General features: G+C 59.9%; 17 protein-coding genes. 9 read left to right on the top strand and 8 right to left on the bottom strand.

The genetic code is table 11. The features are described 5' to 3' along the window. The first annotated feature begins 13 nt into the window (after nt 1-13). The 4 genes from pgsA to CAQU_RS07325 all read left to right on the top strand — a co-directional run bounded on the left by pgsA (nt 14) and on the right by CAQU_RS07325 (nt 2,684). Nucleotides 14-592 carry a CDP-diacylglycerol--glycerol-3-phosphate 3-phosphatidyltransferase gene (pgsA, locus tag CAQU_RS07340; RefSeq protein WP_075726529.1) on the top strand — a complete coding sequence of 193 codons (579 nt, stop codon included), beginning with the start codon at nt 14-16 and terminating at the stop codon, nt 590-592. A gap of 39 nt (nt 593-631) precedes the next feature. Beyond that, nucleotides 632-1,183, top strand: coding sequence for a CinA family protein (locus tag CAQU_RS07335; protein ID WP_245797227.1), 552 nt, complete (start codon nt 632-634; stop codon nt 1,181-1,183). Nucleotides 1,184-1,227: 44 nt separating this feature from the next. Further along, nucleotides 1,228-1,542 carry a helix-turn-helix domain-containing protein gene (locus CAQU_RS07330; protein ID WP_075726525.1) on the top strand — a complete coding sequence of 105 codons (315 nt, stop codon included), beginning with the start codon at nt 1,228-1,230 and terminating at the stop codon, nt 1,540-1,542. Nucleotides 1,543-1,853: 311 nt separating this feature from the next. Then, the gene (locus CAQU_RS07325) at nt 1,854-2,684 is read left to right on the top strand and encodes a PspA/IM30 family protein (protein WP_075726523.1); all 831 of its coding nucleotides are present in this window, start codon (nt 1,854-1,856) and stop codon (nt 2,682-2,684) included. Nucleotides 2,685-2,790: 106 nt separating this feature from the next. On the opposite strand, the gene CAQU_RS07320 is transcribed toward CAQU_RS07325, so the two are convergent. Genes CAQU_RS07320 through CAQU_RS07310 form a run of 3 tightly spaced genes read right to left on the bottom strand, consistent with a single transcriptional unit; the run spans nt 2,791 to nt 4,683 of the window. Then, on the bottom strand, nt 2,791-3,423 hold the full coding sequence (locus CAQU_RS07320; RefSeq protein WP_245797226.1) for an energy-coupling factor transporter transmembrane component T family protein: 633 nt from the start codon (nt 3,421-3,423) through the stop codon (nt 2,791-2,793). 2 nt (nt 3,424-3,425) lie between these two features. After that, complete coding sequence (locus tag CAQU_RS07315; protein ID WP_075726521.1) at nt 3,426-4,118, bottom strand: energy-coupling factor ABC transporter ATP-binding protein; 693 nt, start codon at nt 4,116-4,118, stop codon at nt 3,426-3,428. Beyond that, nucleotides 4,111-4,683 carry a biotin transporter BioY gene (locus CAQU_RS07310; protein ID WP_075726519.1) on the bottom strand — a complete coding sequence of 191 codons (573 nt, stop codon included), beginning with the start codon at nt 4,681-4,683 and terminating at the stop codon, nt 4,111-4,113. Before CAQU_RS07310 ends, CAQU_RS07315 begins: the two co-directional genes overlap by 8 nt. Before the next feature lie 108 nt (nt 4,684-4,791). Here CAQU_RS07310 and CAQU_RS07305 point away from each other — a divergent pair, with 108 nt between their 5' ends. The 3 genes from CAQU_RS07305 (at nt 4,792) to recX (ending at nt 7,247) form a co-directional block, all read left to right on the top strand. Further along, a complete protein-coding gene (locus CAQU_RS07305; RefSeq protein WP_075726517.1) occupies nt 4,792-4,998 on the top strand; it encodes a DUF3046 domain-containing protein in 207 nt (68 codons plus the stop codon). A 430-nt stretch (nt 4,999-5,428) separates the two neighbouring features. Continuing rightward, complete coding sequence (gene recA, locus CAQU_RS07300; RefSeq protein ID WP_075726515.1) at nt 5,429-6,538, top strand: recombinase RecA; 1,110 nt, start codon at nt 5,429-5,431, stop codon at nt 6,536-6,538. 82 nt (nt 6,539-6,620) lie between these two features. Beyond that, on the top strand, nt 6,621-7,247 hold the full coding sequence (recX, locus tag CAQU_RS07295; RefSeq protein ID WP_075726513.1) for a recombination regulator RecX: 627 nt from the start codon (nt 6,621-6,623) through the stop codon (nt 7,245-7,247). Between the two features lie 98 nt (nt 7,248-7,345). On the opposite strand, the gene CAQU_RS07290 is transcribed toward recX, so the two are convergent. The 4 genes from CAQU_RS07290 to gluA form a co-directional block, all read right to left on the bottom strand. Continuing rightward, a complete protein-coding gene (locus CAQU_RS07290; protein WP_075726511.1) occupies nt 7,346-8,284 on the bottom strand; it encodes an amino acid ABC transporter permease in 939 nt (312 codons plus the stop codon). After that, nucleotides 8,284-8,967 (bottom strand): amino acid ABC transporter permease, encoded by a 684-nt coding sequence (locus CAQU_RS07285; protein WP_075726509.1) that lies wholly within the window; start codon nt 8,965-8,967, stop codon nt 8,284-8,286. The genes CAQU_RS07290 and CAQU_RS07285 overlap by 1 nt, the downstream gene beginning before the upstream one ends. Nucleotides 8,968-9,003: 36 nt before the next feature. Beyond that, on the bottom strand, nt 9,004-9,897 hold the full coding sequence (locus CAQU_RS07280; RefSeq protein ID WP_075726507.1) for a glutamate ABC transporter substrate-binding protein: 894 nt from the start codon (nt 9,895-9,897) through the stop codon (nt 9,004-9,006). A gap of 101 nt (nt 9,898-9,998) precedes the next feature. Then, nucleotides 9,999-10,727, bottom strand: a complete 729-nt coding sequence (gene gluA, locus CAQU_RS07275) for a glutamate ABC transporter ATP-binding protein GluA (RefSeq protein WP_084563209.1) — start codon at nt 10,725-10,727, stop codon at nt 9,999-10,001. A 161-nt stretch (nt 10,728-10,888) separates the two neighbouring features. Between gluA and miaB the strand changes: the two genes are divergently transcribed. Further along, nucleotides 10,889-12,403: a tRNA (N6-isopentenyl adenosine(37)-C2)-methylthiotransferase MiaB gene (gene miaB / locus CAQU_RS07270; protein ID WP_281247942.1), complete on the top strand. Its 1,515-nt coding sequence runs from the start codon at nt 10,889-10,891 to the stop codon at nt 12,401-12,403. Nucleotides 12,404-12,575: 172 nt separating this feature from the next. Next, entirely contained in the window at nt 12,576-13,283 is a 708-nt protein-coding gene (locus tag CAQU_RS07265) for an Rv2732c family membrane protein (RefSeq protein ID WP_075726501.1), read from the top strand. 222 nt (nt 13,284-13,505) lie between these two features. Here the strand turns inward: CAQU_RS07265 and CAQU_RS07260 are convergent, their stop codons facing one another. Continuing rightward, nucleotides 13,506-14,819, bottom strand: a complete 1,314-nt coding sequence (locus tag CAQU_RS07260) for a DUF349 domain-containing protein (RefSeq protein WP_075726499.1) — start codon at nt 14,817-14,819, stop codon at nt 13,506-13,508. Nucleotides 14,820-14,863 lie beyond the last annotated feature (44 nt).

Below are 14,863 nucleotides of genomic sequence, written 5' to 3'. Positions count from 1 at the left end.
AGGATTTGGAGCTATGAGTTCTCGAACATCCAATCTCAACTTGCCAAACGTCTTGACGAGTATTCGTATTCTTGTCATTCCGCTGTTTGTTTGGCTCGTGTTGAGTGCGGGTGGGCAGAACAATGGGTGGCGCTGGTGGGCGCTGATCGTCTTTGTGCTGTTGATGATTACCGACAAGCTTGATGGCGATATTGCTCGTTCCCGGGGGATTGTGACGAATTTCGGCAAGATCGCGGATCCCATTGCTGACAAGGCGTTGATGATTTCGGCGTTGGTGACGCTGAATCTGACGGGACTTCTTCCGTGGTGGATCACGGTCGTCATTGTGGTGCGGGAATTGGGCATTACGTTGTGGCGAATGGTGTTGCTGCGCAAGGGAACGGTGGTTCCGGCTTCCAAGGGCGGAAAGATTAAGACCACCTTGCAGGCTTTGGCTGTTGCTTTGTTGTTGATGCCGCACGCAGCGTCGTGGCATTGGGTTGTCATGTTGGTGATGTACGCGGCTGTGCTGGTCACGGTGATTACTGGCGTGCAGTATTTGGTGGATTCGTTCAAGGGTTCGCCGCGTGCAGCTAAGCCTCGTGTGCGGTAGACGCTGATGGTGTCGGTTGAGGGAGTAGATCTTGCGGGGGTGGCTCGATTGCTGGCGGCTCGAGTGGTTGATGTGCTCGGCGAGCGTTCGGAGACGGTTGCTTTTTGTGAGTCTTTGACTGCTGGGTTGGCATCGGCAACGTTGGCAGATATTCCGGGGGCTAGTCGGGTTTTGAAAGGGGGTTTCGTGACGTATGCGACGGAGTCTAAGGCGTCTGTGGCGGGGGTTCCGGCGGATGTTTTGGCGACTGAGGGGCCGGTTGCCGCCTCTACGGCGGAGGCGATGGCTGGTGGTGTGCGTGAGGCTTTTGGGTCGACTTTTGGGGTGTCTTTGACTGGGGTGGCGGGGCCTGAGCCGCAGGATGGGCATCCTGTGGGGGAGGTGTTTGTTGCTGTTTCCGGGCCGCGGGGCTGCGTGGCAAAGCCGGCTTCGATGGGGGAGATAGTGGAGGTTTTGGGGTCTGTGGGTGGTTCGTTTTCCCAGATAAAAATCGGTTCAGAGGATACAGTGGGTCTTAGTGGCAGCCGGGCTGAGATCCGGTTGCAGTCAGTGATCGTGGCTTATTCGCGGTTGCTCCAGGCCGTCGGGTAGGCTCGTCGGGAACAAAAGGCGGCCCCCTATCGTTTGTGAGTGTGATGGTTAAATACTCTGCCCTCCTAGATTCACCGGTCGTTACTCGTCCGGTCACCGAGCCGCTGCTGCGCGAGGCACTCGGTGCTGCTTTGCGCGCGTTTCGCTCAGAGCGCAACATCACTTTGCGTGAACTTGCAGAAATTTCCCGTGTGTCCCCCGGTTATTTGTCCGAATTGGAGCGGGGGCGTAAAGAGGTGTCTTCCGAGCTTTTAGCTTCGGTGTGTCATGCTCTTGGCGTCAGTGTTGCTGACGTTGTGATTGAGGCTGCGGGAACGATGGCTGTTGCTGCTTCTGAGCCGACTCTTGCAGCGGTGTAGCCCGCGTATTTTCGCTGTGTGATGCGTCCTCGCGTCTGTGGTGCAGATGCGAGTTGAAGATTTCCGCCGGCCCCTAGTGTGTGGCTGGCGGTTTTCTTTTGCCTAGTGTGAGCGATTCCTTTGGCTTTTTCTGCACGGCCTGTTGATTTGCTACTACACTGGTTTAGGCAACTTTTATCGCTGGGCGGTAGAAACCACACGTGGTTGGTGGCCGTTGGGTCATCGCTGTTTGTTGTGGCGTGTTTTGTCTTATTGGCCCAGTGTCTTTGAGTTTTCTCAATTATCTATCCGGAAGGATTTCAGCACCCATCATGGCTAACCCTTTTAGCAAGGCATGGAAGTACCTCATGGCTCTGTTCGATTCGAAGATCGAAGAGAACGCGGATCCGAAGATTCAGATCCAGCAGGCCATCGATGAGGCTCAGCGCCAGCACCAGGCTCTGTCCCAGCAGGCTGCTGCTGTGATCGGCAATCAGCGTCAGTTGGAGATGCAGCTGAATCGTCGTCTTGGGGAGATTGAGAAGCTCCAGGGCGAGGTTCGTCAGGCTTTGCAGCTGGCCGATAAGGCTCGCGCTGCGGGTGACGAGACGAAGGCTGTGGAGTACGAAAACGCTGCCGAGGCTTTCGCTGCTCAGCTGGTGACTGCGGAGCAGTCCGTGGAGGACACCAAGCAGCTGCACGATCAGGCTTTGCAGCAGGCAACTGCCGCGAAGAAGGCGGTGGAGCGTAACTCGATGGCGTTGCAGCAGAAGGTCGCGGAGAAGACTAAGCTTCTCAGCCAGCTTGAGCAGGCCAAGATGCAGGAGAAGGTGGCTGAGTCCATCACCTCGATGAATGCTGTGGCTGCTGGTTCTTCGCCGAACCTGGACCAGGTGCGTGACAAGATTGAGCGCCGTTACGCTAACGCCTTGGGCCAGGCTGAGTTGGCTGAGAACTCCGTTCAGGGCCGCATGGCTGAGGTGCAGCAGGCTGGTATCCAGATGGCTGGCCACTCTCGTTTGGAGCAGATTCGTGCTGAGATGTCTGGTGAGCTCAATGCTGCGCCGAAGCAGTCGAGCTTGCCGACGGGCAACACTGATACTCCGGCGGCTAATCAGGATGCGGTTGCACAGCGTATGCGCGAACTGCGTGGCGAGAACTAAGCACCTGTTTCATCCCAGTGCCGTGCCTTGTGGCGCGTGCGCTGTGTGAGTGCGTCAAAGCCCCTGTGTCCACCGTTGTGGTGGGCACAGGGGCTTGCGCTTTGGGCTAGTCGTCGCCGATTCCGCGGGCGGTGAGTGCGTCGCCGAGCATGGCGGAGCACCGAATGCTGCGGATGATGACGGGGACGATGACGGCGGTTAGTGATAGGCCTGCGCCGCGTGCTTTGGCTGCGTCGATTGCTTCTGCGATTGCCTGGAGCTGGACGGGGATCATGCGGATGGTCAGGACGAGAACCAGGGTGATGGCTTCGACGGGTAATCCGAGTTTTGACAGGGGGCTTAGTGCTCGTTCGAGTGCGTCGAGCATGTTGGCGATGGTGGTGGTGAGGGTGACTAGGGTCGCCGCGATAATGGAGGCGTAAACGCTGAAGAAGATGGCGATTGCTTTGGCCCAGGAGTCGAAGATGCCGGTGACGAGGGACAGTACGGCCAGAACTGGCAGGGGTGGGAGTAGTTGGGCAATGGCGGTGCGGGCGGGGATTTTCGCCATTGCGTACCCTGCTAGGGCTATAACGCAGCAGCCGAGGGCTACTGGTGGGGTTTTCGCTATGAGGGTGGTTGCGATGATGAAGGCGATGAGCCCTAGCATTTTTGCCCCTGGTGGCATGCGGTGCAGTGGGCTGCTGCCTGGTATGTAGGTGCCGAGCATGGCGTTGTCGACCAGGGTGTGTCGGATCATCGCTATGCTCCGGTCATTTTTCGGATGTAGAAGTCGGTGACCGAGGCGACGGTGTCGTCGGCGATGATGCGCCCCTGATCGATGAGGAGGGCTCGTTCGAAATCTTTGATGAAGTCGAGATCGTGGGTGACGACGTACATGGATTGTTCGAGTGTTTCGAAGACGTCTTTGAGGATGAGTCGGTTTTTGAGGTCGAGCAGGGTGGTGGGTTCGTCGGCGATGACCAGTTCGGGGCGCATGACGCACACGGAGGTCAGGGCGAGGAGTTGTTTTTGTCCGCCCGATAAGGTGTGGGGTGATTGTTCGGCACGTGTCTCCAGGCCGAAGCGGTGGAGTTCTTCTAGGGCGCGGGCTTTTCTCTCGGCTTTGTTTTTGATTTTCTTGCGGAGGGAAAACTCGACGTCTTCAAGCACTGTCGGCATGATGATTTGATTGTCGGCGTCGGAGAAGACGAAGCCGACTTTTTGGCGCACTTTTTTGCCGTCTGTGGTGGCGTCTAATCCGTTGACGGTGACGAGCCCGCTGGTGGGGGAGTAGAGCCCGTTGATCATGCGGGCGAAGGTGGATTTTCCTCCCCCGTTTGCGCCGATAATTGCCACCCTTTTCTCGGTGATGGTGGTGGTGATGTCCTCAAGGAGTGGGTGGTCAACGTTGGGGGGTTGGTAGTTGACGCCGTTGAAGCTGACGTTAACCACGGGCGGCGGCGGTGCGGGTGTCCGGGAGGGCGCGCAGGACTGCGACGGTGACTAGGGTGAGCAGCACCACCTTGATGGCCATGCCGGGCAGGAAGGCTGCCTGTGCGGTGATGGCTGCGCCGAGGGTTTGGCCAACTCGCCAGACAAGACCGATGACGCCGAAGACGTATTGGGCCAAAATCGCTGCGATGGAGGCGATGGCTGCGCCGGCTGCTAGTGCGCCTTTGGAGCGACGGGCGAGGAACGGGGCTGACACGGCGCCGGCAATCAGCGGGGATACGAGGTATCCGATCAGGTAGCCACCGCTGGGGCCGGGTAGGGCGGCGAGGATGCTCCGGCCACCGGGGAGAACGGGAATGCCGATGAGGCCGAGGGTGAAAAAGGCCAGTACGGCGTAGAAGCCTCGCTTGGGGCCGAGGATGAGCCCGGCGAGAACGCAAAAAGCGTTTTGGAGGACGATGGGGACACCGCCGACGGGGGAGGGGATGGATACCAGACCTGAGGCGATGATGAGCGCGGCGAAAACAGCGACCGTTGCGATGGTGCGTTGGGTGGATTTGTTCATGTCCTCATTCTGGCATGTAGGCCTGCTAGAACGCGAAAATGAACGGCGTTCAGGGGTGGGGTGCTTGGACAAATGGGGGTAGTCATGGCGGGCTAATATAATGCCAGCATGCGCTTGCAGAAATTTCACGATCTCATCGCCGCAGAATTTGGTGGCGCGCACGGCGGCTTCATCGTCACTAGCCACGTGCTTGCTTCCTTAGGCGATACTCCGGCCAACCTTTTAGACAAGGGGGTTGATCCGCGGGAGATCTGGATCGAGTTGTGCAAGGATTTCGATGTTCCAAAAGAGCGGTGGCTGGGTCCAGACGAGTAAAAGTCGCGTTGTAGCGACCGGTATTCCAGGATGGCAGGTAAGGGCTTAGCTTAGTTTTCGGCAAGGCGTAGCCCGTGACGGTGTGGAACTGTGCAGCTGAGGACTCAATCGCTCGGTGTTTTGCTGTGGATATAGCGCGTGCAGCGCGTTATGGGCCTGGGTGCTGACTATGGTGGAGAGCAATGTTTCACCACCTGCTGGACGTGTTCGAACAAGGCGATAAAGGTGTTCGAACACTTTGCACTGTTAAAACTATCCATGCAGTTCAATCGGCTTAACCTTAACCGCGTGTTCGCTTGTTAATCGAACACATGAGCGTGTATAGTTTCGGGCATTGGCGGGCCGTTGACTACCGTGTAACCCGTCGCAGTCCCCGGTGGGGAAAGCGAAAAACACACCACAATCTTTAACGAAGGGTTTGAAAAACACTATGGCTGCTAAGAAAGCCACCAAGACTGCCCAGGCTGCTGGCGATGATCGTCAAAAGGCGCTAGCGACAGCACTTGAAAAGATCGAAAAGGATTACGGCAAGGGCGCTGTGATGCGCCTGGGTGATGATTCCCGTCCGCCGATCAAGGCTATTTCTTCGGGTAACACCGCTATCGATATTGCGTTGGGCATTGGTGGTTTTCCCCGCGGTCGTGTGGTCGAGATCTATGGCCCGGAGTCTTCGGGTAAGACCACCGTTGCACTGCACGCGGTGGCACAAGCCCAAAAGGCTGGCGGAATTGCCGCGTTCATCGATGCCGAGCACGCGCTGGATCCTGAATACGCCCGCAAGCTGGGGGTCAACACCGATGATCTGCTGGTCTCGCAGCCAGATACTGGTGAGCAGGCGCTAGAAATTGCTGACATGCTGGTGCGTTCCGGTGCGATTGACATCATCGTCATTGACTCGGTGGCTGCATTGACCCCCAAAGCCGAAATCGAAGGCGAGATGGGCGATAGCCACGTTGGTTTGCAGGCCCGCCTGATGAGCCAGGCGCTGCGTAAGATGACCGGCGCTCTGTCGAACTCGGGTACCACCGCAATCTTCATCAACCAGCTCCGCGAGAAGATCGGCGTGATGTTCGGTTCCCCGGAAACCACCACTGGTGGTAAGGCGCTGAAGTTCTATGCTTCTGTTCGCTGCGATGTGCGACGCATTCAGACTTTGAAGGATGGTGCGGATGCCATCGGTAACCGCACCAAGCTAAAAGTCGTGAAGAACAAGGTGTCCCCGCCGTTCAAGATCGCCGAATTCGACATTATCTACGGTGAGGGCATTTCCCGGGAGTCCTCCATCATTGACCTCGGTGTGGAAAACGGGTTTGTGAAGAAGTCCGGTGCCTGGTTTACCTACGAGGGCGACCAGCTTGGTCAGGGTAAGGAAAAGGCGCGTCTGCATTTGAAGGCGAACCCGGAAATCGCTGACGAAATCGAGCGCAAGATCTTCGAAAAGCTCGGCGTGGGCGAATTTGCTCACGCAGGAGATGAGCTCTCGGACGATCCGATTGATGTTGTGCCCAACGTCGACTTCGACGATGAGGACGACGAGTAGAGCAAAGTGCCTGAGCCGCAATGCCCCATCATGATGTCGTGGTGGGGCATTTGGCTGAGGGTATACCGCACACAACAGGGAGGTGGCGACGGCAGTGGAGCCACAACAACAAAGGATTGCAGCCCTTAAAGAGGCGATTGAAAACTTCGCCCAGCAAGAGCAGTCGACTTTTTTCGATGCGCAGTGGGAGGAAGAAAAAGCAAAGGTTCGTTCGCGTGCCTTGAAAATTCTTGACCATCGTCCGCGCTCCGTGGGGGAGCTTAGTGATCGGCTTCGCGATCTTGATTTTCCTGCCGCCTTGGTCGATGAAGTGATCGCTGATTTACGGCGGGTGGGGTTGCTCGATGATGAGGAATTCGCACGGCAGTGGGTGCGTCAGCGCCATATGGCCAAAGGTAAGTCGCGGGCGGTGCTCAGGCAGGAGCTGCGGGAGAAAAAAGTGCCCGCCGATGCGGCGGAACAGGCATTGTCGCTCATCGATGATGAGGACGAGTCCGCGGTGGCCACCAGGCTGGCCCAAAAGAAGGCAGCCGGCGTGAAAAAGCCGCCGGAAGATTATCAGGAGTACACCAAGTATCTTCGGCGCATCGTCGGTGTGCTGGCGCGGCGCGGCTACAGCCAGTCCCTGGCCCTGTCGGTTGCGCGCACCTGTTTGGATCAGCGTATTGAGGAACTCGGCGCCACCCCGGGAAACTACGAGCACAGTTAGCACCACGTTCTAAAGGAATCTAGCGCACAAGAGTACTGCGACGCCCCGCCTTTGTTTGGCGGGGCGTCGCAGTGCATTTTAAGAGAGCCTGAAAGAACTTATTCGGCCTGGTTGCGTAGATCCTTGTGGTTTGGATCGTGCCAGTCAACCGTGGCGCGGTCTTTGGTTTCCACACCCTGGTCCTTGTGCTCGGGGACCTTGCCGAAAATATTGCGGCGGGCGCGGCCGGCACGCAGTTGCTTTTCGATGCGTTCCGCCAGCAGCGTCAAGGTGTAGTTGATGATGATCATGATGATCGCAACAACCACCAGCGCGGCAAGGAAGTTGCGGTAGTAGGACGCGGACTGAATGCCGGAGCGAACCACTTCGATGTAGCCGATTTGGTAGCCGAGTGCCGAGTCCTTCAGCGCGATGACCATCTGTGCGATCAGCGCTGGAAGCATGGCCGCGACGGCCTGGGGCAAAAGGATGGAGAAGGTGGTTTGGCGGTGGCTCAATCCCAGCGCCATGGCGGCCTCTACTTGGCCGCGGGGCAAACCCCGGATGCCGGAGCGCAGAATCTCTGCGATCACGGAGCCGTTGTACATCGTCAAACCGAAGACCACTGCCGCGAAAGCCAGCTGGGTGGAGGGGAATAGGGCGTACTTGGCGAAGAGCTGGTACGCGAAGATCATCAGGATCAGCACGGGAATGGCCCGGAAGAATTCCACGATGATGCCGCAGACGATACGGAGGGCCTTATTGGGCGATAGCCGCCCCAAACCGAGGGCGGTGCCGGTCAATAGTGCCAGGATCACGGAAAAGACTGCGGCCTTTAGGGTGCCCCACAGGCCGGGGAGGATGTAGGTGGTCCAGGTGGTGCCGTAGGTGAATGGTTGCCACTTGTCGGCCTCGAGCTGGCCGTTGGCGTGCAGCACTCGCCCGACCCACACCACCGTCAGGATGGCTACTGCGATGGTGATGTAGGTGAGAATGCGGTTGAGGCGACGGCCGTTGGGGCCGGGGGCGTCGTAGAGAACTGTCGCGCGGACGGACATTATTTCTTCACCGCCAATCGGGTCGAGGCTCGGCTGACGGCCAGGCCCATGGGCAGGGTCAGGATGATGAATCCCAGGGCGAAAATGCCGAAGACGAGGAACAGGTGGTCAGCGTGGTTTTCGATGGTGGACTTCATCAGCAGGGATGCTTCAGCCACGCCGATGGTGGAGGCGATGGTGGTGTTTTTGGTTAATGCGATCAACGTGTTTCCCAAAGGCACGACGGCGGCGCGGAGCGCTTGGGGGAAGATGATGTTGCCGAAGATCTGCGGGAAGCTCAGCCCCAGCGAGCGGGCGGCTTCGGCTTGGCCAAAGTGCACGGTGTTGATGCCGGATCGCAAGGATTCGGCCACGAAGGCGCTGGTGTAGAGCACGAAGCCGAGGACGGCGAGCCAGAAGTTGTTGTTCTTGATGAAGTGGTCGTTTTCCGGTGCGAGGGAAAGGCCGAGGTTTTGGTACAGGCCGATCGAGCAGAACAAAACGATCAGGGTCAGCGGGGTGTTGCGCACGGTGTTGATGTAGAAGGTCGCCAGGGTGCGCATGATGGAGACGGGGGAGACACGCATTGCGGTGAGCACGGTGCCGAGGATCATGGAGCCCACAGCGGAGAACACCGTGAGTTTGATGGTGATCCAGAAAGCGGACAGCAGGCTGCCGCTTAAATCAGACCAGAGTTGGTCCATGGTTCACGCTCCTTAGGAGTTGTGTGTTCGTGTGGGTTATTGGTCGAGGAAGCTGAGGTCGCCGGGGATGCCCGGCTGCACGTCTTGGGTGTTGTCGCCGAGGTTGTTTTTGAGGAATTTCTCGAAGGAGCCGTCGGCGTACATTTCGGTGAGGGCCTCGTTGATGGCGTCGTTGCTGTCGACGGTGCCTTTGGCGTGTCCGATGCCGTAGTACTCGTTGGTGAAAGGCTGGCCATCGTCCTTGGTCATCTTCACCACCCGAAATTCGCCGGGGTATTGGGCGGAGAAGCCGTAGAGGATGGTGGCGTCAGTGGTCATGGCGTCCACTTTTTTCTGGTGGAGTGCTTCGACGCAGGAGGAGTAGGAGTCGTATTCCTGCAGCTGTACGCCGGGCAGCGATTTTTTGACTTTTTGTGCTGGGGAGCTGCCGGTGACGGAGCAGAGTTTGAGCCCGTTGTTGAGGTCTTTGAGGCTGGTGATGCGGTCGTCGTCTTCGCGGACGAGCAGGGCCTGGTGGGTCAGCAGGTAGGGGCCGCCGAAGTCGACTGTTTTGGCGCGGCCGGCGTTGATGGAGTAGGTGGCGGTGATCATGTCGACCTCACCGTTTTTGATCAGGGTTTCGCGCTGCGCGGAGGGGGTTTCGCGCCAGGTGATTTTGGGGTGCGCGGTGCCCCGTTGGTCGGCGATGTAGTTGACGACGTAGGTGGCGACGTCGACGTCGAGGCCGGTCATGGTTTTGTCCGGTTCCCTCAGTCCGAGACCGGGTTGGTCGTATTTGGTGCCGATGATGACGTGTCCTTCGTCGATGGATTCGACGAGGCTGCGGGGTTCGGTGGATCCGCAGGCGGTGAGGGTGGTGGCGACGACCGCGGTGGCCAGTGCTACCACGGCGGCGCGGACGCCGCCCAGTGTTTTAGCAGCAGGCTTCATGGGGTGCTCCTTGTGGTGTTTCGCGCGGGGTGGGCGATGGGCCGGGTGCCGTGCGAGGGAAAAGGGGGGGTGGGGGACTAGGTGCGGGGTGGGTGCCGGGCCTAGTGTCCGAGGATTTTGCCGAGGAAGTCTTTGGCGCGGTCGGATTCGGGGTGGTCGAAGAAGGTGTTGGGGTCGGTGTCTTCGATGACGCTGCCTTCGGCCATGAACAGGATGCGGTGGGCGGCTTTGCGGGCGAAGCCCATCTCGTGGGTGACGACGACCATGGTCATGCCTTCGTCGGCCAGGTCGGTCATCACGTCGAGGACCTCGTTGACCATTTCGGGATCTAGTGCGGAGGTCGGCTCGTCGAAGAGCATCACTTTGGGGTCCATGGCTAGTGCGCGGGCGATGGCGACGCGCTGTTGCTGCCCGCCGGACAGTTGGGCGGGGTATTTGTCTGCCTGGTTGGCGATGCCGACGCGGTCGAGCAGCTCCATGGCTTTTTTGGTGGCGTCGGCCTTGCTGAGTTTGCGCACCTTGATGGGGGCCAGGGTGACGTTGTCCCGGATCGTCAGGTGGGGAAACAGGTTAAAGGACTGGAAGCACATGCCGACTTCTGCGCGCAGCTTGGCGAGGTCTTTGCCTTCTTCGGGGAGCAGCTCGCCGTCGATGTGGATGTTGCCGGAGTCGATGGTTTCGAGCCGGTTGATGGTGCGGCACAGGGTGGATTTGCCGGAGCCGGAGGGGCCGAGCACGACAACGACTTGGCCTTTGGGGATGTCGAGGTTGATGTCGCGTAGCGCGTGGTAGTCGTCAAAGTATTTGTTGACGTCGCGCATCTGGATCATGGGCGTGGTGGTCTCATCGGTCATTCCCACAACTTAATGTAACCTGTGTCATAGCTGCAAGCTGGGGTGATGGGGGTGTGGTGGCGTTAGCTGGCCGCTGTGGTGGTGGGCTGGGTGGTGGAATGGCACCGTGTGGCACTGTTGTTCTACACTTACCGCCCGTGTCTACCACCGCGACGAAAACATACGAGGTCCGAACTTTCGGCTGCCAGATGAACGTGCACGACTCCGAGCGCCTATCGGGTTTGCTCGAGAGTGCCGGCTATCGGGCTGCCGATCCCGACGCCACCCCTGATCTGGTGGTGTTCAATACCTGCGCGGTGCGTGAGAACGCCGACAATCGCCTGTATGGAACCTTGGGTCAGTTGCGTGCCGTCAAGGACGCCCACCCGGGGATGCAGATCGCTGTCGGCGGCTGTTTGGCGCAGAAAGACCGCGACACGGTGGTGAAGAAGGCCCCGTGGGTGGATGTGGTCTTTGGTACCCACAACATCGGTTCTTTGCCGGCGTTGCTGGATCGGGCCGCCCACAACGATGCCGCCCAGGTGGAGATCGTGGATGCGCTGGAGCAGTTCCCCTCCGTGTTGCCCGCCAAGCGGGAATCTTCTTACGCCGGGTGGGTGAGCATTTCCGTCGGCTGTAACAATACCTGCACGTTCTGCATTGTGCCGAGCTTGCGTGGTAAGGAAGTGGATCGCCGCCCGGGCGATATTTTGGCCGAGGTGAAAGCCCTGGTGGATCAGGGAGTTTCTGAGGTCACCTTGTTGGGGCAAAACGTCAACGCCTATGGCGTGAACTTTGCCGACCCGGAGCAGCCCCGCGACCGCACGGCTTTTTCCAAGCTGCTGCGGGCCTGCGGTTCGATCGAGGGTTTGGAGCGCGTGCGTTTTACCAGCCCGCACCCGGCTGAGTTCACCAGTGACGTCATTGATGCGATGGCGGAAACCCCGAACATTTGCCCCCAGCTGCACATGCCGTTGCAGTCCGGTTCGGACAAGGTGCTCAAGGAGATGCGCCGCAGCTACCGCAGCAAGAAGTTTTTGAGCATTTTGGAGGAAGTGCGCGCCAAGCTGCCGCACGCGGCAATCACCACCGACATCATCGTGGGTTTCCCCGGGGAGACCGAGGAGGATTTCCAGGACACCCTGTCCGTGGTGGAAAAGGCTCGTTTTACCTCCGCCTACACCTTCCAGTATTCGCCCCGCCCGGGCACCCCGGCCGCCGAGTATGAGGAGCAGATCCCCAAGGCGGTGGTGCAGGAGCGCTTCGAGCGTCTCATGGCGTTGCAGGAGCGGATTTCTTTCGAGGAAAACGAGAAGCTCATCGGCTCCGAGGTGGAACTGTTGGTCCAGGCCGGTGGTGGCCGTAAAAACAACCAGACCCACCGCATGACCGGACGCGCCCGGGATGGGCGTTTGGTGCACTTCAAACCGGAAGGCGCGGTCGAGGGGGAGATCCGCCCCGGTGACGTGGTCACCACCGTCGTCACCGGCGCTGCCGCCCACTACCTCATCGCCGATGAGCCGGTGCGCACCCACCGGCGCACCACCGCCGGCGATATGCACGCTGCCGGCCAGGTGCCCACCACCGCCCCCATCGGGGTTGGGTTGGGCATGCCGACCATCGGGGCTGCCCCCACCACCACGGCTGCCACCGGATGTGGCAGCTGCGGATAAAACCCACCGCAGCTTCTTTCCGCGCACCCCAGCTAGCTAAGGACTACATCCTCACCCAGCTGGGGTGCGTTGCGCTGGGCGGGGACGTCGACATTGTGTGCGTGGGTGTGGGTTTGATGTGAATCGCCACCACCTGCGCAGCCGGCCTGGCCTGAAGGGTTAGGATGAAGCAATGACCGAAAAGCCGAACTCGTCGCCCGTCGAGCCCGCCACCACGCACCATCCAGTCGCCAAGCACCTTGCCGCCCACGATGGCGATGTGAAAGCTGCGGAACGCGCAGCCGCCCGCACCATCGATTTGGGCAACGCTGTCCTGCCGCTGGTGATCGGCATGATGGGGGTGTTCGTGTCCCTGTTCCTGCCGCACTCCGGCAAGGTGATCGGCTTGGACGTGTTGTTTTTCTCCGACACTGCCCGCGCCTTTGTGACCACCGTGCCGGAACGCATCTATGTGTGGCTGGCCATCATCGGGCCGTTCATGCTGACCATGGCGACGATCATCACCCGCAACATGGGCATCGCTTTGGCCGCCTGGTTTAGCTCCGGGTGCGCGATGTTTTACTCCCTGTTTGCGATTTGGATGCGCCAATCTCGCCCGCCGACAGAACCCGGGGTGGGCCCCTCCTTCGGGCTGGTGCTCGGCGCACTATCGGTGACCCTCGTCGCGGTCACCCTGTCCACCTTGGTGTTCCGTCGCAGCAAACTGCAGCGCTCCATCGCGGAGCTGCGCAGCAGCGGCAAGGCCCCGGACCCGGTCGCCAACCTCCAAAACGAAATCCTGGCGGAAGAAAAACAACGCCACCAGCAGGCAGCAGCCATCGTTGATGACCGGCGCGCCCGGGCCGCCGCCAGGCGCCGCGCCCGCGGCGACAAAAACTAGGCCCTGCACCACACCGGCACTCAACCGGGTCAGTGCTGCTTGCTCTGTCCAAAGGTGGGCCTGCCCTGAAACCCCGGGTGGGGGAGAAGCGCACCGAAGAAAACATGAAAAAAACACTGCTGTGGCGCCTACGCAATCAACTGCGTAGGCGCCACAGCAGTGTGTGTCTACCAGCACCAGCCGCCGCAATGGTGTGCGACTGGCGGCACGCCTAAGAAGTGTTTAGAGGTTGTCCACCGCGGCGGCGGCAGCATCGGCCCACTCCTGCCACTGCTGGGCCTGCTCCCGCAGCTGGGCGGCCTTAGCGGACTTCCCCTGAGCCTCCGCAGCATCGGCCTGGGCGGTGAGCTCTTGCACCTTCTCCACGAACTGGGCGGCACGGGCCTGGGCTGCGGGATCCGTCCGCCGCCACTGCGCGTCCGCAGCCTCCGCAACGCGCTTTTCCAGCGCGCCGATCTTGTCCTCAAATTCGCGCACCCGGGCGCGCGGAACAAAACCAATCGCCTCCCACTTCTCCTGCAACTCGCGGAGCACCTGGCGGGCGTGCTCAATGTCAGACTCCGGATCGATCTTGGAATCGTACTCGTCAATCAGAGCCTGCTTGGCGTCGGCGTTCGCAGCGAACTCCTTGTCCTTTTCCTCTGTGACCTTATTACGGGCCGCAAAGAAATGATCCTGGGCGGTCTTGAAAGCCTCCCACAGCTTCTGATCGATATCGCGCGGCGCACGGCCGGCCGCCCGCCACTGATCCATCAACTGCTTAAACGCCTTCGCAGTCGTTGCCCAATCCGTGGAATCCTGCAACTGCTGCGCCTGCGCGACCAGATCCTCCTTGATCTTGCGGGCAGCCGAGCGAGTGCGATCCAACTCCGCGAAGTGGGATCCGCGCCGGTGATTGAAGGAATCACGCGCCTTGGAATACCGCTTCCACAAAGCATCATCGGTGGCGCGCTCAATTCCGCGAATCGTCTTCCACTCCTCCAGGATCTCCCGGAAACGATCGCCAGCCTTCTTCCACTCGGTGGAATTCGCCGCCAAATCCTCCGCCTCAGCAGCCAACGCCTCTTTACGGGCAATGGCCTGCTCACGGCGCTGCGCCTTAGCGGCCTTCGCGGCGGCCTCAGCATCACCAGAGGCATCGATGATCTTGTTCAGCTTCGTCTCCAACGCCGCCACATCACCAATGACCGCGGCCTCCGGCAAGGTCTGCAACAACCCTTCAGCGGTCGCACGCAACTGCTGCGCCTCCGCCGGGTGCGACAGCAGGCGGGTAGCCAGCAAATTCACCTCGGTCATCAAATCCGCATAGCGGGTCGCATAGTGCTCCAGACCCTGCGCAGGAGTACCGGCCTTCCACTCGCCAATCTTGCGTTCGCCACCATCGACGAACAAAAACACCTGGCCGTCATCGTCCACGCGGCCAAACTTCTCCGGCCGGGCACCCACGACAGGGGCAGGAGTGGCAACCGGCTTCGCCTGGGCGCCCGGGCGGGGGCCAGGACGGGGACCGGGCTTAGGGGTGGGGTGAGAGGTCATCGCAAAAGTGCCTTCCAGTGAAAATCGCGCCGCGCGCAGCGACA

Source organism: Corynebacterium aquilae DSM 44791, from assembly GCF_001941445.1.
Taxonomy (GTDB): Bacteria; Actinomycetota; Actinomycetes; order Mycobacteriales; family Mycobacteriaceae; genus Corynebacterium; species Corynebacterium aquilae.
The sequence above is the reverse complement of the archived record's forward strand: the minus strand, read 5'-3'. Positions and strand labels throughout refer to the sequence as shown.